The organism is Streptomyces sp. NBC_00203 (assembly GCF_045206325.1).
In the GTDB taxonomy this organism is placed as follows: domain Bacteria; phylum Actinomycetota; class Actinomycetes; order Streptomycetales; family Streptomycetaceae; genus Streptomyces; species Streptomyces lutosisoli.
Genome location: NZ_CP108126.1, coordinates 3268513 through 3288059, shown reverse-complemented (window position 1 = coordinate 3288059; position 19547 = coordinate 3268513). Strand labels below are relative to the sequence as shown.

Annotated in this window: 21 protein-coding genes; 10 read left to right on the top strand and 11 right to left on the bottom strand. The window is 70.9% G+C overall.

Features of this window, described 5'->3' with window-relative positions:
* Positions 1 to 105: 105 nt before the first annotated feature.
* Positions 106 to 255 carry a hypothetical protein gene (locus OG975_RS14970; RefSeq protein ID WP_406329636.1) on the bottom strand — a complete coding sequence of 50 codons (150 nt, stop codon included), beginning with the start codon at positions 253 to 255 and terminating at the stop codon, positions 106 to 108.
* Between OG975_RS14970 and OG975_RS14965 the strand changes: the two genes are divergently transcribed.
* From OG975_RS14965 to OG975_RS14955, 3 genes are all read left to right on the top strand, one after another.
* The gene (locus OG975_RS14965; protein ID WP_406329635.1) at positions 233 to 1051 is read left to right on the top strand and encodes a hypothetical protein; all 819 of its coding nucleotides are present in this window, start codon (positions 233 to 235) and stop codon (positions 1049 to 1051) included. The genes OG975_RS14970 and OG975_RS14965 overlap by 23 nt on opposite strands.
* A 164-nt stretch (positions 1052 to 1215) precedes the next feature.
* Positions 1216 to 2028 carry an EI24 domain-containing protein gene (locus OG975_RS14960; RefSeq protein ID WP_406329634.1) on the top strand — a complete coding sequence of 271 codons (813 nt, stop codon included), beginning with the start codon at positions 1216 to 1218 and terminating at the stop codon, positions 2026 to 2028.
* Positions 2025 to 2639, top strand: coding sequence for a LysE family translocator (locus OG975_RS14955; RefSeq protein ID WP_406329633.1), 615 nt, complete (start codon positions 2025 to 2027; stop codon positions 2637 to 2639). The genes OG975_RS14960 and OG975_RS14955 overlap by 4 nt, the downstream gene beginning before the upstream one ends.
* On the opposite strand, the gene OG975_RS14950 is transcribed toward OG975_RS14955, so the two are convergent.
* Together OG975_RS14950 and OG975_RS14945 are read right to left on the bottom strand one after the other, a co-directional pair.
* Positions 2611 to 3885 carry a pyroglutamyl peptidase gene (locus OG975_RS14950; RefSeq protein ID WP_406329631.1) on the bottom strand — a complete coding sequence of 425 codons (1275 nt, stop codon included), beginning with the start codon at positions 3883 to 3885 and terminating at the stop codon, positions 2611 to 2613. The two genes, OG975_RS14955 and OG975_RS14950, sit on opposite strands and share 29 nt — an antisense overlap.
* 164 nt (positions 3886 to 4049) lie before the next feature.
* Positions 4050 to 5021 carry a LysR family transcriptional regulator gene (locus tag OG975_RS14945; RefSeq protein ID WP_406329629.1) on the bottom strand — a complete coding sequence of 324 codons (972 nt, stop codon included), beginning with the start codon at positions 5019 to 5021 and terminating at the stop codon, positions 4050 to 4052.
* Positions 5022 to 5079: 58 nt separating this feature from the next.
* On the opposite strand from OG975_RS14945, the gene OG975_RS14940 reads away from it, so the two are divergent.
* The 3 genes from OG975_RS14940 to OG975_RS14930 all read left to right on the top strand — a co-directional run bounded on the left by OG975_RS14940 (position 5080) and on the right by OG975_RS14930 (position 6721).
* Positions 5080 to 5892: an NAD(P)-dependent oxidoreductase gene (locus tag OG975_RS14940; RefSeq protein ID WP_406329628.1), complete on the top strand. Its 813-nt coding sequence runs from the start codon at positions 5080 to 5082 to the stop codon at positions 5890 to 5892.
* Between the two features lie 39 nt (positions 5893 to 5931).
* Complete coding sequence (locus OG975_RS14935; protein ID WP_330304315.1) at positions 5932 to 6324, top strand: RidA family protein; 393 nt, start codon at positions 5932 to 5934, stop codon at positions 6322 to 6324.
* 67 nt (positions 6325 to 6391) lie between these two features.
* Positions 6392 to 6721, top strand: a complete 330-nt coding sequence (locus tag OG975_RS14930) for a YrdB family protein (protein WP_406329627.1) — start codon at positions 6392 to 6394, stop codon at positions 6719 to 6721.
* Between the two features lie 22 nt (positions 6722 to 6743).
* Here the strand turns inward: OG975_RS14930 and OG975_RS14925 are convergent, their stop codons facing one another.
* Positions 6744 to 7319: a TetR/AcrR family transcriptional regulator gene (locus tag OG975_RS14925; RefSeq protein WP_327428413.1), complete on the bottom strand. Its 576-nt coding sequence runs from the start codon at positions 7317 to 7319 to the stop codon at positions 6744 to 6746.
* Between the two features lie 102 nt (positions 7320 to 7421).
* Here OG975_RS14925 and OG975_RS14920 point away from each other — a divergent pair, with 102 nt between their 5' ends.
* Both OG975_RS14920 and OG975_RS14915 read left to right on the top strand, forming a co-directional pair.
* A complete protein-coding gene (locus OG975_RS14920) occupies positions 7422 to 9881 on the top strand; it encodes a beta-glucosidase (protein WP_406329626.1) in 2460 nt (819 codons plus the stop codon).
* 122 nt (positions 9882 to 10003) lie between these two features.
* Positions 10004 to 10966 (top strand): hypothetical protein, encoded by a 963-nt coding sequence (locus OG975_RS14915; RefSeq protein ID WP_406329625.1) that lies wholly within the window; start codon positions 10004 to 10006, stop codon positions 10964 to 10966.
* A gap of 14 nt (positions 10967 to 10980) precedes the next feature.
* On the opposite strand, the gene OG975_RS14910 is transcribed toward OG975_RS14915, so the two are convergent.
* Positions 10981 to 11961, bottom strand: a complete 981-nt coding sequence (locus OG975_RS14910) for an aldose epimerase family protein (RefSeq protein WP_406329624.1) — start codon at positions 11959 to 11961, stop codon at positions 10981 to 10983.
* A gap of 10 nt (positions 11962 to 11971) precedes the next feature.
* Complete coding sequence (locus OG975_RS14905) at positions 11972 to 12874, bottom strand: SGNH/GDSL hydrolase family protein (protein WP_406329623.1); 903 nt, start codon at positions 12872 to 12874, stop codon at positions 11972 to 11974.
* Positions 12875 to 13118: 244 nt separating this feature from the next.
* Between OG975_RS14905 and OG975_RS14900 the strand changes: the two genes are divergently transcribed.
* Positions 13119 to 13613, top strand: a complete 495-nt coding sequence (locus OG975_RS14900; RefSeq protein ID WP_381261061.1) for a DUF3145 domain-containing protein — start codon at positions 13119 to 13121, stop codon at positions 13611 to 13613.
* A gap of 195 nt (positions 13614 to 13808) precedes the next feature.
* Here OG975_RS14900 and OG975_RS14895 read toward each other — a convergent pair whose 3' ends face one another.
* From OG975_RS14895 to OG975_RS14875, 5 genes are all read right to left on the bottom strand, one after another.
* Positions 13809 to 15080: a beta-ketoacyl-[acyl-carrier-protein] synthase family protein gene (locus OG975_RS14895; protein ID WP_406329622.1), complete on the bottom strand. Its 1272-nt coding sequence runs from the start codon at positions 15078 to 15080 to the stop codon at positions 13809 to 13811.
* Between the two features lie 127 nt (positions 15081 to 15207).
* Positions 15208 to 15456: an acyl carrier protein gene (locus OG975_RS14890; protein WP_327428406.1), complete on the bottom strand. Its 249-nt coding sequence runs from the start codon at positions 15454 to 15456 to the stop codon at positions 15208 to 15210.
* 71 nt (positions 15457 to 15527) lie between these two features.
* The gene (locus OG975_RS14885; RefSeq protein WP_330304306.1) at positions 15528 to 16559 is read right to left on the bottom strand and encodes a ketoacyl-ACP synthase III; all 1032 of its coding nucleotides are present in this window, start codon (positions 16557 to 16559) and stop codon (positions 15528 to 15530) included.
* A gap of 13 nt (positions 16560 to 16572) precedes the next feature.
* A complete protein-coding gene (locus OG975_RS14880) occupies positions 16573 to 17490 on the bottom strand; it encodes an ACP S-malonyltransferase (protein ID WP_330304305.1) in 918 nt (305 codons plus the stop codon).
* Between the two features lie 89 nt (positions 17491 to 17579).
* Positions 17580 to 18785, bottom strand: coding sequence for a helix-turn-helix domain-containing protein (locus tag OG975_RS14875; protein WP_327428403.1), 1206 nt, complete (start codon positions 18783 to 18785; stop codon positions 17580 to 17582).
* 96 nt (positions 18786 to 18881) lie between these two features.
* Between OG975_RS14875 and OG975_RS14870 the strand changes: the two genes are divergently transcribed.
* Positions 18882 to 19538 carry a pirin family protein gene (locus tag OG975_RS14870; RefSeq protein ID WP_330310078.1) on the top strand — a complete coding sequence of 219 codons (657 nt, stop codon included), beginning with the start codon at positions 18882 to 18884 and terminating at the stop codon, positions 19536 to 19538.
* The last annotated feature ends 9 nt before the right edge of the window (positions 19539 to 19547 follow it).

The window sequence follows — 19547 nt, the reverse complement described above, 5'->3', positions numbered from 1 at the left end:
TGAGAGTTTCCTGAGATCGGTACGGCGAGGTGTACCTGTTCGACTCTTCCGCAACAAGAGGGCGTTCCCGTCACGGCTGTTGTCATGGATGCCCCGGATGGCGCATCACGTGGGGCCGGGAGCGGGCATGCTGAGGGCGAGACCCGGCGTGGCGAGGAGGGCCCGGCCCATGTCCCCGATTCCGTCGATCCTTTCGATCCCGTCGCTCCCCAGCAGGGAGGACGTGGTGCGGATGGCGCGCAGCACGACCGACATCACCGGCCAACTCCTCGACACGGCGGGGAACATCACCAGAATCGCCATCAACACGTTCGATCCCCGGGACGGCTCCGGGGCGGAGGCGCTGCGCGTCCTGCGCGAGACGACGGCCGAGCTGGCCGAGGCGAGCGCGTCGCCGCAGGCGCAGGAAGCCTTCTACCGGATCGTCGACACGCTCACCCGGCTGGGCACCAGCGGGGCGCCGCTCGCGGTGCACCCCGTGAGCGAACCGGCTCAGGCCTTGCTCGCCGCGATGGGGGACAGTCTGCTGCCGATCCTCGACGCGGTGGCGCCCGCGGTGGAGGAGGCGGCCGACGCGTTGGGGGAGCTGGTGGAGGCGTCGTCGCCGTTGTTGCCCGCGGCGGCGGGGGTCGCGGCGGGGACGCTCCTCGCGCTGACCCCGGTGGTACGGGCCGCGGCGGACGTCCTGCGCGACTCGTCACCCGAACTCCGCCGCATCGCCGACGCGCTGACATCGGCCCTGGCGCCGCTTCTCCCGCTCCAGGTGGCCCTGGCGGAGCGCGCGTCCGCCGCCGGTGCCGGTGTCATCCGCGCGGGCCTTCCTCCCCTCGCCGACCTCACGGAAGCAGCCGCCACCGCCATCAAGACGGCCCGGCCCCTCCTCATCGCCGGTGAGGAGCTCCTCGTCTCCACCCTCGAACAACTCCAGCCCCTGATGCTGGCCGCGGCGTATCGAGCGGGCCGGGTGGCCCGCGCCGCGGCGGTGCGTGTCTCTGCGGCGGTGTCGCCTGCGGCTGAGCGGGGCGTGGTGGTCGCCGTCACCCCGGGATAGTTCGTCGGCTGCGGGTGGGTGGGGGCTGGTCCAAAAGATTGCGCAGTTCCCCGCGCCCCTAAAAGGGGCGCGGGGAACTGCGCAATCTTTTGGGGGTCTGGGGGCGCAGCCCCCAGGGATGGGACGGGTAGGGGCGGCGGGGGCGAGAAAGCTACAGTTCCCCCATGCGCGATCTTGGGGTGGGGTTCAGCTACCTGGTGCAGGGGCAGCGGTGGGTGGCCCGGCACGGGAAGCAGTATGGGTTCGGGCTGGTGCCGGGGCTTATTACGCTGGTGTTGTATGCGGGGGCACTGGTGGGGCTCGCCCTGTACGGCGAGGACTTCGTCACCTGGGCCACCCCGTTCGCCGATGATTGGTCCAGCCCCTGGGCAGGACTGTTCCGCGGCTTCCTCACCGCCGTACTGTTCGCCCTCGCCCTCCTCCTCGCCGTCCTCACCTTCACCGCGATCACCCTCCTCATAGGCCAGCCGTTCTACGAGAACCTCTCCGAGAAGGTGGACCGCGACGTCTCCCCGGACGGCACCGCACCCGAGTCAGGCCTCCCCCTCTGGCGCGAACTGTGGATCTCGGCACGGGACAGCCTCCGTATCGTCGTACGCGCCGTCCTCTGGGCCACACTCCTCTTCGCCCTCGGCTTCGTCCCGTTCATCGGCCAGACCGTCGTCCCGGTGATCGGCTTCTTCGTCACCGGCTTCTTCCTCACCGAGGAACTCACCGCCGTGGCCCTGCAACGCCGCCGCGTCGACCTCCGCGAACGCCTCACCCTGCTGCGCTCCCGCAAGATGCTGGTGTGGGGCTTCGGCACCCCTCTGGGCCTGGCCTTCCTGGTCCCGTTCGTCGCAGTGTTCCTGATGCCGGGCGCCGTGGCGGGAGCCACCCTCATGGCCCGCGACCTCCTCGGCGAGGAAACCGGCGAGGACGACTCCGAAGATGAGGCCGCAGCAGACGCTTCCACGCAGGAAGGCGCCACCCCGTGACCGAGATACTCGCCGTCGCCGTCATCACCGTCCTGGCCGTCATCGCCCCCGGCGCCGACTTCGCCATGGTCGTCCGCAACAGCTATCTCTACGGCCGCCGGACAGGACTGTTCGCCGCCACGGGCGTCGCGGCCGGCGTCCTCGTGCACGTGACGTACACGATGCTCGGCGTGGGGCTCCTGATCGCCTCCTCGACCGCCCTGTTCACCGTGATCAAGCTGATCGGCGCGGCGTACCTCGTCTTCATCGGCGTACGCACCTTCCGTACGCGCGGCGAGGTCGAGGTCGACCTGGAGAACAAGACGGCCCTGACGCCGCTCGCCGCCCTGCGGACGGGTTTCCTCACCAACGTCCTCAACCCCAAGACGACCCTGTTCGTCGTGTCGACGTTCGCCCAGGTCGTCAGCCCCGGCACCCCGGTCTACCAGCAGGTGGGCTACGGGCTGTTCATGTCCTTCGCCCACCTGCTGTGGTTCGGCGTCGTCGCCGTGTTCTTCTCGCACGACCGGATGCGCACGCTGATGCTGCGCGGCCAGAAGGTCCTGAACAAGGTCATCGGATCCGTCCTGGCCGGCCTCGGCATCAGCCTCGCGTTTGCGCCGTCCCACTGACGGCGTTCGCGCTCGCGTCCACGGCCACCGTCAGGATCGCCCGCACCTGCGCGATGATGTCGAGCCTGTTCTGGACGAACTCGGCGTCGGTGACCGTCCCCGTCGCCGGGTCCGTGTTTCCCGTGCCGAACTGCAGCACAGGCGTGTGGACATGCCCGCCCGGCAGGCTGTCGTGCAGCCCGAGCCGGTCGCGGAGCAGCGTCGCTCGGTAGGCGATCTCGTTGGAGAGGTAGTTGCCGCCGCCCCCGGCACGGGCCGTGGAGCCCTCGGTCGGGCCGTCGGGCCGTACGACCGGATCGGTTGCGCCCGCCGGGATCTCGGTCACCGACGTGTTGTCGTACACGGGGAAGCGGCCGGTGTTCGCGGCGACAATCTCCTTGTACGGGAGGGTCGTTGACGTCCACTGGGGCTGCGAGGCCGGGTCGGTGACCGGGACGGTCTCGGTCACCGGAAGGTTCAGGTTGTCCGGGTAGCCGCCCCGCCAGGCCCCGTTGGTCCGCTCCACGTCGAAGCGGCCGACGCGGCCCTGGCTGACCGTCGTGAACAGGTCCACGTGCGGCAGATACGACCGCAGCGTCCGCTCCACCATGCCGTCGGTGAAGTCCTGCCAGCGGACGGGGAACACGGCGGTCTCGACGCGCGCCGGACCGTCCGCGGTCTGGATCGTCGTACCGTCGAGGGCGAGCGCGGTGGCCCCGGACGGATTGGAGATCCGGATGTCGCGGTCCAGCGTGAACGGGTCGAAGCCGGTGACCAGGATCCGCTTGACGCCCTTGGTGTGCGGGTAGCGGATGGCGTTCTGGCCGCGCGAGTTCTGCTCCAGGGCGTCGAGGAGCTGGGCGCGCTGGGTGTCCGTGAGGCCGAACTCCGGCTCCCACGCGCGTACTTCACGTGTCATGCCGAGCCGCGCCCAGTACAGCGGCCGGTCGTCGTCCCGGCTGAGATCCCCGCCCGCCGGACCCCGCCCCTGCGCCCGGTCGACGGCCCGCCGCCACAGCCGCGCGCCCTGCTGTACGACGACGTGCCGGGCCTGCGCGTACGAGTCGGCTTGGCCCAGCGCCCGCGCGAACTCCGGTGTCACGGTGTCGAATCCGGAGCGGCGCAGGATCTCTTGGGGCGCGGCCTTGTCGAGCCGCTGTTCCTCGACCGTGGGGGAGGAGACGGCGGCCGACGCGTCGGGTGCTGTCGCGAGCCCCGCCACCAGGGCCAGTCCGAGGACGCCGATCCGTGCACGTATGTGAGTCAAGGGAGTTCAAGCCTTCCGTCGCCGTGGGGAGCTGTCGGACGGCCGCAGTATCCCGTGACGGAAGGGGCGTGCGCCATGGCGTGTGACCCCTGGGGATCATGTGCCTCTGAGGGTCATGTGCCGCTGGGGGTCACGTGACCCCGGGGGCCACGTGATCCTGAGGATCAGGCGGGGATCCTCGCCGCCGACTCCCGCAGCGCCGCCAGGAACGCCTCCGCCGCCGGTGCCAGGGACCGCCCGCGTACCGTCGCCGCGTACACCGCCCGGGCCGGCGCGTCCTCGTCGAGTACGGGGAGCAGCGCGATGTCCGGCCGTACGGACTCCGCGGCGAGCGCCGGGATCAGGGTCACGCCGAGCCCGGCGGCGACATACCCCTGCTTGGCGGTCCACTCCGCCACGACATGCGCGACGCGCGGCCGGAACCCGTGCCGCAGGGCCGCGTCGAGGAGAGTGCCCTCGGGGCGGGAGCCGCCGGAGATCCAGTCGGCGTCGGCGAGTTGGGGAAGGCGTACGGAGGGCTCGGCGGCCAGCGGATGACCGGCGGGGACGGCGACGTACAGGGACTCGTCGAGGAGGTGGTGCAGGGTGTAGGCGTCCAGCGGGGCGCGGCCCGTCGTCGAGACGACCGCCAGGTCGAGGTGGTCGGCGGTCAGCCGGTCCAGGAGTGCGGGGGTGAAGCCCTCCTCGCGGGTGAGCCGGACCCCGGGATGGCGGGCGCGGAACGCCGCGATGGCCCGCGGTACGAGGGCCGCGTCCGCCGTGGCGAAGGCACCGACCCGCAGCCGCCCGCCCGCCGCCTCCCGCAGCGCGGCCAGCTCCCGCCCGGCGCCGTGCAGCCGCTCGATCACCGACTCGGCGTGCGGCACGAGGACCCGCCCGGCCTCCGTCAGCCGTACGCCCCGGGGCAGCCGGTCGAAGAGCGGCGCCCCGCCGAGCGCCGCCTCCAGCGAGGAGATCTGCCGCGACACCGCGGACTGCGTCCACCCGAGCGTCCGCGCGGCCACGGTGAACGAACCGAGCCGGGCGACGTCGAGGAAGACCCGCAGCCAGGTGGTGGAGAGGTCGGGGGTGTCATGAGCGGCGTCCGGAGCGGTGACGGGAGCGACGTACGGCGTTACGGCATGCGGGTTCTGCATGGCACTCATGCTAGACATTCGCTTGTCGCATCGCGGCTGCGCGCCTAGCGTCCCGTACATGGAAAAGATCGCATTTCTCGGACTCGGTCACATGGGTGCGGGCATGGCCCGCCAACTCCTCGGTACGGGGCACCCGTTGACGGTCTGGAACCGGACTCCCGCGAAGGCGGAGCCGTTCGTCGCCGAGGGCGCGACCCTCGCCGCCTCCCCGGCCGAGGCGGTGCGGGACGCGGACGTGGTGATCACGATGCTCGCCGACCCGGCCGCGCTCGACGCGGTGGCGGACGCCGTCGTGCCGGAGCTGCGGCCGGGCGCGTACTGGGTGGAGATGTCGACGGTCGGCCCGGACGTGGTCAAGGAGCTGGCCGCCCGGCTGGGGGAGGGCGTGACGCTCGTCGACGCGCCCGTCATGGGCAGTACCGACAAGGCCGCCGAGGGCCGGCTCGGCATCCTCGCGGGCGGTGACGTGGCCGGTGTCGAGCGGGTGCTCGCGCACTTCGGCACCGTCACCCGCACCGGGCCGCTCGGTTCCGGCGCCGCGCTCAAGCTGGTCGTCAACACCGCCGTCATCGGCGGAGTCGCCCTCGTCGCGGAGGCCATGGTCCTCGCGGACGCGCTCGGCATCGACGAGGACACCGCGCGCACCACCCTCGCGAACGGCCCGCTCGGCGGTGTCGTCGGCCGCGCCTTCGCCGAAGACGTGCACTTCGACACCTCGCTCGCGGTGAAGGACGCCGACCTGGCGACCAAGGCGGCCCGACTCCCGCTCATGGAGGCGGTGTTGGAGCACTTCAGGCGCGCCGCCGCGGACCCGGACGTCACCCACGCCGACATCGCGAAGGCCGTCGCCCACATCCGTCACTCCCACTGAGCCCACTGACACTCGCACTGAGCCCACTGAGGGAACGCCATGCAGATCACGCTGGACAACCCGGCCTCCGCACCGCAGCCCGCCAACGCCTACTACTCCCAGGTCGCCCGCGTCGAACTCCCAGGCGGCGGCGCCCTGTTGTACCTCTCCGGCCAGGTCGCCGACGGTGCGGACCTCGCCGCGCAGAGCCGTGGCGTCTTCGAGGCCATCGACGCCCTACTGGGGGCCCACGGTGCGACGCTTGCCGACATCATCAACATCCGTACGTATCTGACCGACATCGACAAGCTCCACGAATACGGCGCCGTACGCCGGGAGTTCCTCACCGGCACCGCCCCCACCAGCATGACCTTCGAGGCCGCGCGCCTCTTCAAGCCGGACGCCCTGATCGAGGTCGAGGTCGTGGCCGCGGTGGCCGCCGCGGGGGAGTGATCCCTTCCAAGGCCTGAGTGATCCCTTCCGGGGTCGGAGTGATCCCTTCCGGGTGATACTGCCGCGCATGAAGGCAGCGAACCTGGGCGTCCTCTTCCTCATCGAACTCGGCGCCCTCGCGGCCGCCGGGTACTGGGGCTTCACCCGCGATGTGGCCATGCCGCTCGCCTGGCTCCTCGGGCTCGGCGCGCCGGCCGTACTGATCGCGCTGTGGGCGCTGTTCGGCTCACAGAAGGCGACGTACAAGACGCGCGGGGCGGTTCGCGTCGGCTTCGAGCTGCTCTGGTTCGGGGCCGGGGTGGCCGCCCTGGTCCTGGCCGGGGCCTACGGCTGGGCGATCGCCTTCGCCGCCGTCTGCGTGGTCAGCAAGACGCTGGCTGTCAGCTGGGGTCAGTAACTGGGGTCAGTAGCGGGCGGGTTCAGCTCTCGCCCAGCAGGGTCAGGAAGTCCCGGAACGCGCCCGGCATGTCGACCGACTCCGGGTCCAGGAGCCACTGGTACTGCAGGCCGTCCATGACCGCGACGAGGAGCGGGGCGGTGCGCTCCGGGGTGAGGCCGTTCGGCAGGCGGTCGCCGTACTCCGTGCGCAGGACCGCCGCCATGCTCGCGCGCACCCGCGCGTACCGCTCGGTGAAGTAGCCGCGCGCCGGATGCCCCTCGGTGACGCTCTCGCCGAGGAGTGCCGAGAAGGTCTGGATGATCCCGGGCCGCATGGCGTTGTACTCGACGAGCGAGGCGAGCAGATCGACCCGCCACTGGGTGTCCGGCACCGCGTCCCACTGGTCCCGCTCCTGGAGCACGGCGACGAGCAGCGCGTCCTTCGTCGGGAAGTAGTGCAGCAGCCCCTGCTGGGTGAGGCCCACGCGCTCGGCGACCGAGGCGAGGCTCGCGCCCCGGTAGCCGCGCTCGGCGATCACCTCAAGGGCCGCCCGCACGATCTCCGCGCGGCGCTCCTCACTCCTGGTCCTCGCGTTCATGGCGTCACCGTACGGCATCCGATCACCCTCAATATAACGGCAAAGTAACGAAACCTACCGCTCTACAGGTAACGGGTGCAGGATGGAGCCACCGAACGGACTCAACGAGGAGGCACCCCGATGGCGGGAACCCCGGGAACCCGGCCCACCCCGGCCGACGAGGCGCGCGAGGCGGCCGTAGAGGCGGCCCTCGGCAGGCTCGACCTGGACGCGAAGGCCCGGCTGCTGTCCGGCCAGGACATGTGGTCGCTGCCCGCGCTCCCCGAGATCGGGCTGAAGTCCCTGGTCATGTCCGACGGCCCGATCGGCGTCCGCGGTGTCCGCTGGACCGCCGACGACCCGTCCATCGCGCTCCCGTCCCCCACCGCGCTCGCCGCCACCTGGGACCCGGACCTCGCCCGCCGCGCCGGCACCCTCCTCGCCCAGGAAGCCCGCCGCAAGAAGGTCCACGTCCTCCTCGCGCCCACCGTCAACCTGCACCGCTCCCCGCTCGGCGGCCGCCACTTCGAGGCGTACAGCGAGGACCCGTACCTCACCGGCGCGATCGGCAGCGGATACGTCCAGGGCGTGCAGTCCGGCGGCGTCGGCACCACCGTCAAGCACTTCGTCGCCAACGACGCCGAGACCGACCGCTTCACGGTGAACAACGTCGTCTCCGAACGCGCCCTGCGCGAGCTGTACCTGGCCCCCTTCGAGACCATCGTCGAGAACGCCCACCCCTGGGGCATCATGACCGCCTACAACTCGGTCAACGGCACCACGATGTCCGAGCACCGCTACCTCGTGAACGAGATCCTGCGCGGCGAATGGGGCTTCGACGGCTTCAACGTCTCCGACTGGATGGCCGCCCGCTCCACCAAGGGCGCGATCGAGGGCGGCCTCGACGTCGCCATGCCCGGCCCGCAGACCGTGTACGGCGCACCGCTCGCCGCCGCCGTGCGCGCCGGCGAGGTCGAGGAGGCCACGGTCGACGAGGCCGTCCGCAATGTCCTGCGCCTCGCCGCCCGCGTCGGCATCCTGGAGGGTGCCGAGCCGGTCGTCACCGAACTGCCCGCTCCCGTCGACGGCGAGGCGCTGGCCCGCGAGATCGCCCGCCGCTCCTTCGTCCTCGTACGGAACGAGGCGCGCGACGGGAACAAGGCGCTGCCTCTGAAGCCGGGCACGGTGGCGCTGAGCGGCGCCGCCGCCCGTGACGCCCGCGTCCTCGGCGGCGGCTCCGCGACCGTCTTCCCCTCCCGGATCGTCTCGCCCCTCGACGGCCTCACCGCCGCCCTCCCCGAGGGCAGCCTGACGTACAGCGTCGGCGCCGACCCGACCGAGGAACTCGCCGTCGCCGACAAGGGGTTCGAGCTCCGCGCGGTCTGCCGTGACGCGAACGGCGAGATCATCGGCAGCGGCTCCGCGCCCAACGGCCAGATCCAGTGGATGGGCGACGACCTGCCCGAGGGAGTCACCCACGACACCCTCCACACCGTCGAGCTGACCGGCACCTTCACCCCGCGCGACTCCGGCCCGCACACCTTCGGCATCAAGGGCCTCGGCGCGTTCACCCTCACCGTCGACGGCACGACGTACTTCGACGACGCCCAGCGCACCGACAAGGACGACCCCTTCGAGGCGTTCTTCGGCGCCCCCGTGCCCCGCGCCCAGGCCGAACTGACCGCGGGCGAGCCGGTCGAGGTCTCCCTCACCCATGTGGTCACGCTCCCCGAGGGCATCCCGATGAAGGTCGTCGGCTTCTCGCTGGCCCACCAGGAGCCGCAGCGCGACGCGGACGAACTGATCGCCGAGGCCGTCGAGGCCGCCCGCGCCGCCGACACCGCCGTCGTCGTGGTCGCCACCACCGACCGCGTCGAGTCCGAGGGCTTCGACCGCAAGGACCTCCGACTCCCCGGCCGCCAGGACGAGTTGGTCCACGCGGTCGCCGCCGCCAACCCGAACACCGTCGTGGTCGTCAACTCCGGCTCCCCGGTGGAACTCCCGTGGCGCGACGAGGTCGCCGCTGTACTGCTCAGCTGGTTCCCCGGCCAGGAGGGCGGCGCGGCGCTCGCCGACGTCCTCACCGGCGCCCACGAGCCGGGCGGCCGGCTGCCCAGCACCTGGGGCTCCTTCGCGGACGCCCCGGTCACCCAGGTGATCCCGGCCGACGGCGAACTCCCGTACAGCGAGGGCGTGTTCATCGGCTACAGCGCCTGGGAGCAGGCGGGCAAGACCCCCTCGTACGCCTTCGGGCACGGCCTCGGCTACACCGACTGGACGTACGAGTCGATCGAGGTCGACGGGACGACCGCCACGATCCGCCTCCGCAACTCCGGCGAGCGCGCCGGGCGCGAGGTCGTCCAGGTCTACCTGGCCCCGGTGGAAGCCGACGCCGAGCGGCCCGCCCGCCGGCTCGCGGGCTTCGCGGGTGTGGAGGCCGGACCGGGCGACAGCGTCGAGGCCGTCGTGGAGCTTCCGCGCCGCGCCTTCGAGATCTGGGATGAGAACGCCCGCTCGTGGGCATATGTGAAGGGTTCGTACGAGGTTCAGGTAGGTCGTTCCCTTATCGACCGCCGACTGAGCACGATCATCGAGGCGTAACGGCGCACAACGCCCTCAAGACCAGCCCCGGTCCGGAACCTGACCTCCGGACCGGGGCTCGCTGTTTCAGCCAGGTGTGGCAGACTCGCGGGCCGACACACGCCTGTTCGGGGGAGAAGCGCATGTATCCAGGCCAGCAACAAGGTCCCTACCCGCCGCAGCAGCCGGGTCCGTACGGCGGCCAGCAGGGCCCGTATCAGGGCCAGCAGGGCCCGCCTCAGGGCCAGCAGCCCTACTACCCGCCCCAGCAGCAGGCTCCGTACCCGCCCCAGCAGGGCTACCCCCAGCAGCCGTACCCGCCTCAACAGCCGCAACAGCCGTACCAGCCCTACCCGCCGCAGCAGCAGGGGTACCCCCAGCAGCCGATGGCCCCCCAACAGAACCTGGGCGAGGGCCAGATGAGGCTGGACCCGAATCTGAGCGCGGGCCAGCGCGAGCTGGTGGTGCAGATCCAGAAGACCACCAAGGTGTACGCGTACGGCTTCGTCCTGGGCATCCCGCTGACCTTCGGCGGCGCCCACTACGGCATCACCGAGAAGCCGATCGGCTTCGCGGGCACCGCGCTCGGCCTTGTCGGCCTGGTCGTCGGCGTCCTCTCGCTGCTGAAGGCGCGGGGCCTCAAGGAGCAGCTGCGCCGGCTCACCCCGGACGCCTGGCGCTCCCCGGCCGCGCATCTGCCCAGCGCCCGCAAGGCGGCCACGCAGGCCGCGTACGTCAATGGCGTCCTCGTCCTGCTGTCCCTAGGCGCCGTCGGCTATCTGCTCGTCAAGGGCGCCGACTGGGGCGCGTACGGGAACTCGCTCGGCTTCGGCGGCCTGATGCTCGCCGCGTTCATCCCGCTCGGCATGGGGATCGCCGCCGCGACGACCATCCCCCAGCTGCTCCAGGTCGTCCCGGCCGGTGCCAGGGTCGGCCAGAGCCTGTACTCGGTCATCATGGGGCTGGGGGCGCTGATCCTCTTCAACGGGATCAAGGGCTTCGACCCGCTCCCCATCGCCATCGGCGGCACCGTCACCGCGATCTGCCTGGGCGCCATGTCGATTCTCGGCAAGGCGACCAAGCGGATGCGCGGCGAAACCGCGTAGCTTCCAGAAGCCCCCTAGTCACGCACGGCAAATCCGAACACGGACGCCGACCTGTACACCCCGCCCGGCCGCAGTTCCGTACTCGGGAACTCCGGCCGGTTCGGGGAGTCGGGGAAGTGCTGGGTCTCCAGGGCGATGCCGTCGCCGGGCGCGTACGGCAGTGAGTCGTCGAGGTGGTCGGCGGTGTAGAGCTGGATCCCGGGTTCGGTGGTCGCCACGGTGAGCACGCGCCCGGAGGCGGGGTCGTACAACTCGGCGATCTCCAGGGGGGTTTCGCCGATCCCCTTGTCGAGCACGAAGTTGTTGTCGTACCCGGCGCCGACCTTCCGCGCCTGTCGGAAGTCGAACCGGGTGCCCTCGACGGAGGCGAACTCCCCGGTCGGGATCAGATCCGCGTCCACCGGCGTCAACCGGGAAGCGTCGAGGCGCAGTTCATGCCCGCCCGCGCTACCCGAGCCGCTCAGGTTCCAGTACGTGTGGTGCGTCAGGTTCACCACGGTCGGCGCGTCGGTGACCGCCTCGTACGCGATCCGCAGCGCGCCGCTCTCGTCGAGCGTGTACGTCGCGGAGACCTCCAGGTGGCCCGGGAAGCCCTCCTCGCCGTGCGGACTGACCCGGGTGAGCCGCACCCCGTGTTCGACCGGCTCCGCGTCCCACACACGCTTGTCGAAGCCGCCGCTGCCGCCGTGCAGGGAGTTCGGCCCGTTGTTCGGCTCCAGGTGATACGTCACCCCGTCGAGCGGGAAGCGGGCGCCCCCGATCCGGTTCGCGTACCGGCCGACCAGCGCCCCGAAATACGGCTCCGGATGGGCGACGTAACCCGCCAGGTCCGGGAACCCCAGCACCACGTCCAAGGCCCGCCCGTCCCGGTCCGGGACCTCCACCGACTGCACGATCCCGCCGTACGTGAGCACACGCACCCGGACCCCGGCCCGCTCCAGCGTCCAGCGGTGGACGGGGGTGCCGTCGGAAAGTGTGCCGAAAAGTTCGCTCATGAGGGAAACCCTAGGTCACGGGCCTGCGTGCGGTGACGGTGCGGTAGGCGATCTCGGCGAGCCGCGCCTGTCCGTCCTTGCTCGGGTGGAACCAGTCCCAGTGGCTCAACTGATCCGTACCGAAGCGGAAGTCGAAGACCGCGCCCCCGTCGAAGCGGCAGCGCCGGTCCTGGTCGCACACGTCCTCAAGGACCTTGTTGTACGCCTCCACCCGGGTCTGCACCTTGCCGCGCCGCAGCGTCGCCGCCGTGTCGAGGGCGTCCGGGTCGCCCAGCATCGAGGGGCAGATGCCCAGCTTCCAGACCTGCTTGCCGAGCGGGTTGGTGCGGCCCTGGGACCACAGCCGCTTCAGGTCCGGCACGCTCGACACGTACACCTGGGTCTTGGGCAGGGCACTGCGCAGTGTGTCCATCGCGTCCTCGAACTCGGCGCGGAAGTCCGCCACGGAGGTCATCGCCGACGCGGACGAGCGGCAGGCGTCGTTGGCGCCCGCCATCACCGTGACCAGCTCCGGCTTCCTCGTCGCCGCCTGCGCCATCTGCCCGGGCAGGTCCGCCATCCGCGCGCCGGTCACCGCGTAGTTCCAACTGTGCGTGGCGGCCCCGGCCTTCCCGAGCAGCCGGACGGCGAGACTGTTGACCTGCGCGTCGCTGCCGGTCGCCCAGGACACCTCGGGGCAGTCGGACAGCACGGTGCACGCGTCGAAGCCGCGGGTGACGGAGTCACCGACCGCGGCGACGGATTCCGGGCTCCGGTCCCAGGTGGGCGTGGGTTTGGGGGAGGGCAGCCCCTTCGCGGTGGTGCCTCTTGGCGCGGGGGAGTTGCCACCGGTGGCGTCGCACCCGGCGACACCCAGAAGAGCCGCCACCGCGATGGCGAGGACGGCCCGTGAACGGTGACTGCGGTTCCGCATCCCCTGGTCCCCTCGTTCGTTGTGCAGGGTTGATCAGCACCCGTTGGACACGACTGGTCGGCATCGCGTCGGACACGGTCGGTCAGCACCGCGTCCCCATGGGTGAAACCTCAGTGTTTCTGGGCGCTGGGACCGACGGTACGTCACACTCCTTGCGCCGCCGCACGGTAGCCTCGCCCCGTGGCCGCCCTGCCACTGCCGTTCCGCTAAGTTACAAGATGTCTCGCTCTGTCCGGAGGCCCCAGTGACGACACGTGGAGTTCTCTACGTGCACTCCGCGCCCCGTGCGCTGTGCCCGCACGTCGAGTGGGCGGTCGCGGGGGTGCTCGGCACGCGCGTGAACCTCGACTGGATCCGGCAGCCCGCCGCGCCGGGCACCTGGAGATCCGAGTTCTCCTGGAAGGGCGAGGTCGGCACCGCCTCCAAGCTCGCCTCCGCGCTGCGCGGCTGGCACCTGATGCGCTTCGAGGTCACCGCCGAACCGTGCCCCACCGCCGAGGGCGAGCGCTACAGCTGCACCCCCGAACTGGGCATCTTCCACGCGGTCACCGGCATCCACGGCGACATCCTCATCCCCGAAGACCGCCTCCGAGCCGCCCTCCTCCGCTCCCAACGAGGCGAAACAGACCTGGAAGCCGACCTCGCCAAACTCCTGGGCAAGCCGTGGGACGACGAGTTGGAGCCTTTCCGCTACGCGGGAGAGGGCGCCCCGGTCCGCTGGCTCCACCAGGTGGTTTGACGGCTTGTCGGAGGGTCTTTCGGGCGGTCGTTCGGACGGGTCCTTTAAACCGCCCTGCGCAGGAGCGCCCCTTTTTAGGGGCGCGGGGAACTGCGCGCCCAGCCCCCACGCACCCGCACCCAACCCACAAACAGAAGTGGCCCGAACTCCACCAAGGAGTCCGGGCCACAACCGTTCAGTACAGCCAAGCCAAAATCAGACCGTCCGGAACGCAAGCACCACGTTGTGCCCACCGAACCCAAACGAATCGTTCAGGGCAGCAATGCGGCCCTCAACCGGCAACTTGCGCGCCTCACCACGCACGATGTCGGCGTTGGCCTCGGCCTCAGGGTCGAGGTTGTCGACGTTGATGGTCGGCGGCGCGATCCGGTTGTACAGCGCGAGGACGGACGCGACGGACTCGATGCCGCCCGCACCACCGAGAAGGTGACCGGTCATCGACTTGGTACCGGAGACCGCGAAGTGGTCGGTGTCGTCACCGAAGACCTTGCGCAGCGCCTTCAGCTCGGCGACATCACCGGCCGGCGTCGAGGTCGCGTGCGCGTTGACGTGCATGATCTCGGCCGGGTCCAGGTCGGTGCTGTCGAGCAGGTTCTGCAACGCCTGCGCGATGCCACGTCCCTCGGGCTCCGGCTGCACGATGTCGTGGCCGTCGGAGGAGATGCCCTGGCCGACTGCTTCCACGTACACCCGGGCACCGCGCGCCGCGGCGTGCTCGGCCGACTCCAGGACGAGGACGCCGGCGCCCTCACCGAGGACGAAGCCGTCGCGGGCGACGTCGTAGGGGCGCGAGGCACCCTGCGGGTCGTCGTTGTTCTTGGACATCGCCATCATGTTGCCGAACGCGGCGATGGGCAGCGGGTGGATGGCCGCCTCGGTGCCACCGGCGACGACGACGTCGGCACGGCCGGTGCGGATCATCTCGATGGCGTAGCCGATGGCCTCGGCGCCCGAGGCACAGGCGGAGACCGGCGTGTGCACACCGGCGCGGGCGCCGACGAGCAGACCCACGTTGGCGGACGGGCCGTTGGGCATCAGCATCGGCACGGTGTGCGGGGAGACGCGGCGTACGCCCTTCTCCTTCAGCACGTCGTACTGGTCGAGCAGGGTCGTCACGCCGCCGATGCCGGAGGCGATGACCGTACCGAGCCGGTCGGGGTCGACGCTCGCGTCCTCGCCCGCCTTGTCGGTGAAACCGGCGTCCGCCCAGGCCTCCTTGGCCGCGATCAGCGCGAACTGCGCCGAGCGGTCGAGGCGGCGGGCCTGCGGGCGGGGAATGACCTCGCCCGGCTCCACGGCGATCTGGGCCGCGATACGGACCGCCTGGTCGGCGGCCCACTCCTGCTCGAGAGGACGGACACCGGACTTGCCGGCGACCAGGCCCTCCCAGGTAGAGGCTGCATCGCCACCCAGCGGTGTGGTTGCGCCGATACCGGTGACGACCACGGTGCGATTGGTCGGGCTCACGGGAATTCTTTCTCCAACGGATACGAGGATTCAGCGGCGCCACCGCCGGGTGGCGGGGCATCAGCCCAGGTGAACCGGGGCACACGGCCCAGGCGAACCAGGGCGCTCAGCCCAGGTGATCGGAAGATCAGGCCTGGTGCTTGAGGATGTAGGAGGTCGCGTCGCCGACCGTCTTGAGGTTCTTGACGTCGTCGTCCGGGATCTTGACGTCGAAGCGCTCTTCGGCGGCGACGACGACCTCGACCATGGACAGCGAGTCGACGTCCAGGTCGTCGGTGAAGGACTTGTCCAGCTGGACGTCCTCGACCGGGATGCCGGCGATCTCGTTGACGATGTCGGCGAGACCTTCGACGATCTCTTCCTGCGTGGCGGCCATGTCAGGCGCTCCTTCGGTATGTATCCAGAGGGTGTGGCGGTACTCCGGCCGGAAAGATCCGGACGGTGTGCCTAGGGGAGGGTAACGACCGTGGCGGCGTACACGAGACCCGCCCCGAAGCCGATGACGAGCGCGGTGTCGCCGCTCTTCGCCTCGCCGGTAGCCAGGAGCCGCTCCATCGCGAGCGGGATCGAGGCGGCCGACGTGTTGCCGGTGGTGCGTACGTCGCGGGCGACCGTGACATGCGCCGGCAGTTTCAGTGTCTTCACCATCGAGTCGATGATCCGCTCGTTGGCCTGGTGGGGAATGAAGACATCCAGGTCGTCCGAGGTGATTCCGGCCGCGTCCAGCGCCTGCTGGGCGACCTTCGCCATCTCGAACACGGCCCAGCGGAACACCGCCTGGCCCTCCTGCGTGATCGCAGGGAACTTGATCTCGCCCTTGGAGTCGAGCGGAAGGGCGGAGATGTCACCGTTCCGGAACTGGTCCCAGGGGACGGTCTGCTTGATCGTGCCGGCCTTGTCGCCCTCGCTGCCCCACACGGTCGGGCCGATGTGCGGCTCGTCCGAGGGGCCCACGACGACCGCGCCCGCGCCGTCGCCGAACAGGAAGGCCGTCGCACGGTCCTCCAGGTCGGTGAGGTCGGACAGCCGCTCCACGCCGATGACGAGGACGTATTCCGCCGAACCCTCGACGACCATGCCCTTGGCGAGCGTCAAGCCGTAGCCGAAGCCCGCGCAGCCGGCCGAGATGTCGAAGGCGGCGGCCTTGTTGGTGCCGAGCTTGTCGGCGATCTCGGTGGCGACGGCCGGGGTCTGGCTGAAGTGCGACACGGTGGAGACGACCACGGCGCCGATCTGGTCGGCGTTGATCCCGGCGTCGGCGATGGCCTTGCCGGACGCCTCGATCGACATCGCGGCGACGGTCTCCTCGTCGTTCGCCCAGTGCCGGGTCTCGATGCCCGAGCGCGAACGGATCCACTCGTCGGACGAGTCGATCGTCTCCAGGATCACCTCGTTGGGCACGACCCGGACGGGGCGGTAACCGCCGACGCCGAGGATGCGTGCGAAAGGAGCGCCCTTGGGTGCCTTGATCTTCGACATTCTCCGGGGCTCCTTACGCCGCGCTGTGCTCGGCGATGAGCTCGCGAGCCGCGTCGAGGTCGTCGGGGGTCTTCAGCGCCAGCGTCTTGACACCGGGCAGGGCGCGCTTGGCGAGACCGGTGAGGGTGCCGCCGGGGCACACCTCGACCAGCGCGGTCACGCCGAGCTCCTTGAAGGTCTCCATGCACAGGTCCCAGCGGACCGGGTTGGCGACCTGGCCGACCAGGCGCGCGAGGACCTCGGAACCGGTGTCGACCGTCCGGCCGTCCTTGTTCGAGACGTACGTGATCTTCGGGTCGCCGGGCGACAGCTCCGCGGCGGCCTCGGCCAGCACGTCGACCGCCGGGGTCATGTGGTGCGTGTGGAACGCGCCGGCGACCTTCAGGGCCACGACCCGGCGTACGCCCTCGGGCTTGTCGGCCTCCAGGGCGGCCAGCTGCTCCATCGTGCCGGCGGCCACGATCTGGCCCGCGCCGTTCACGTTCGCCGGGGTCAGGCCCAGCTTCTCCAGGTGCGGAACCGTCGTCTCCGGGTCTCCGCCGAGCAGCGCCGACATACCGGTCTGCGTGATCGCGGCGGCCTCGGCCATCGCCAGGCCCCGCTTGCGGACGAGCCGCAGGGCGGCGGTGTCGTCGAGCACTCCCGCGAAGGCGGCGGCGGTGATCTCGCCGACGCTGTGGCCCGCGACGGCACCGGGAGCAATGTCACCGAGTGCCGCGGCCGACAGGAGTCCGGCGGCGACGAGGAGCGGCTGCGCGACAGCCGTGTCCCGGATCTGGTCCGCGTCGGCCTGCGTGCCGTAGTGGGCAAGGTCGAGCCCGATGGCGTCCGACCACGCGGCGAGGCGGTCGGCGGCGCCGGGGAGGTCGAGCCAAGGAGTCAGGAAGCCGGGCGTCTGAGCGCCCTGGCCGGGAGCGACGAGTACGAGCACTCTCACACTCTCTCTTGTGGACGGCCACGACCGCCCGTGGGGACAGGGACGAAGAACACGAAGGGGAATTGTAGGTCCCCGACAAAAGCCTAGGTCTGGGGATCTCCATCGGCCAGACGCCCCAGGATCAGCGCGATTCGCAGTGTGAAGGCGGAGCGTACATCCGAAGGCGACCATCCGGTGACGTCAGTCACACGTCGGAGCCGGTAGCGCACGGTGTTGGGGTGAACGAAGAGCATCCGGGCGGCGCCTTCGAGGCTGCTCGCCTGTTCCAGATAGACGGCGAGCGTCTCCAGGAGCGCGGAGCCGGCCTCCTCCAGCGGTCTGTAGATCTCCTCCACCAGCTGCTCGCGGGCGGACGGGTCTCCGGCGATCGCGCGCTCCGGCAGCAGATCGTCCGCGAGAACCGGCCGCGGGGCGTCCTGCCAGGCGAAACACGCCTTGAGCCCGGCGGCGGCGGCCTGCGCGGAGCGGGTCGCGGCGAGCAGATCGGGCACGATCGGCCCGGCGACGACGGGTCCCGCCGCGTACGGCCCGATCAGCGACTTGGCGACGGCGATCGGGTTGTCGCTGCCGCCGGCGATGACGACGAGCCGGTCCCCGAGCACACCGGTCAGTACTTGCAGCTTGGCGTGCCGGGCGGCCCGCCGGATGGCCTCGACGGTCAGCTCGCTGTCACCGTCGGGCGCCGTACCCAGCACCACGCAGACATGTTCGGGAGAGTTCCAGCCGAGGGCGGCGGCGCGGGAGACGGCGCCCTCGTCGGCCTCGCCGGAGAGCACCGCGTTCACGACGAGGGATTCCAGCCGGGCGTCCCAGGCACCCCGTGCCTCCGCCGCCTGCGCGTACACCTGGGCGGTGGCGAAGGCGATCTCACGGGCGTACACGAGCAAGGCCTCGCGCAGCACGTTCTCGTCACCGGGGGCGGCCACCTCGTCGATGGCGCTCTCCATGACCTCGATGGTGGTGCGCACCATCTCGACGGTCTGGCGCAGGGTGATCGCCCTGGTCAGCTCGCGTGGCGCGGTCCCGAACACATCGGTGGAGATGGCCTGGGGGGCGTCGGGATGCCGGAACCACTCGGTGAAGGCCGCGATACCGGCCTGGGCGACGAGACCGATCCAGGAGCGGTTCTCCGGGGGCATGGCCCGGTACCACGGCAGCGTCTCGTCCATCCGCGCGATCGCCTGGGCGGCGAGACTGCCGGACGACTTCTCCAGCCGCTTGAGGGTCGCGGTGTGCGCGTGGATGTCGCGCACTCGGCGCTCGGTGTTGCTGGATTCGGGTTCGGGCACGGGACAAGACTGCCTTATCAGGACGGAGGTGTGCGGCGGCGGGTCGCAAGTAAGCGCGGGGTACGGCGCCGGGCCGGGGCTACGGTGGTGGATGTGATGGACGTCCGCCGCGCCGAAGAGCGCTACCGCGGAGGGGACCCGGCGGCCGGGATCTCCTCGCTGCACGCCTTTTCCTTCGGCCCGCACTACGACCCGGACAACCTCCGCTTCGGCGCGGTGATCGCCTGCAACGAAGAGTGGCTCGCCCCCGGCGCCGGCTTCGACGAGCACCCGCACAGCCACACCGAGATCATCACGTGGGTGGTCGAGGGCGAGCTCACCCACCGGGACTCGGCCGGGCACGAGTCGGTGGTCCGCCCCGGCGACGTCCAGCGCCTCAGCTCGGCGGGCGGCGTCCGCCACGTGGAACGCAACGACGGCCCGGAGCCGCTCACCTTCGTCCAGATGTGGCTGGCCCCGCTCACGCCGGGCGGCGACCCGTCCTACGAGATCGTCCACGGCATCGCGGACTCCACGCCGTACGCCGTCCCCGAGGCGGGCGCCATGCTCCACGTACGCCGCCTGACGGCGGGGGAGCGGACGGCACTTCCCGACGCGCCCTTCGTGTACGTCCATGTCGTCCGCGGTGAGATCAAGCTGGACGGCGAGGAGTTGGGACCGGGCGACGCGGCCCGCATCACGGACGCCAAGGACTGGGAAGTGCTGGCGGGTTCTCCGGCGGAGCTGCTGCTGTGGGAGATGGCGGCGGGCTGACGCCTGGGC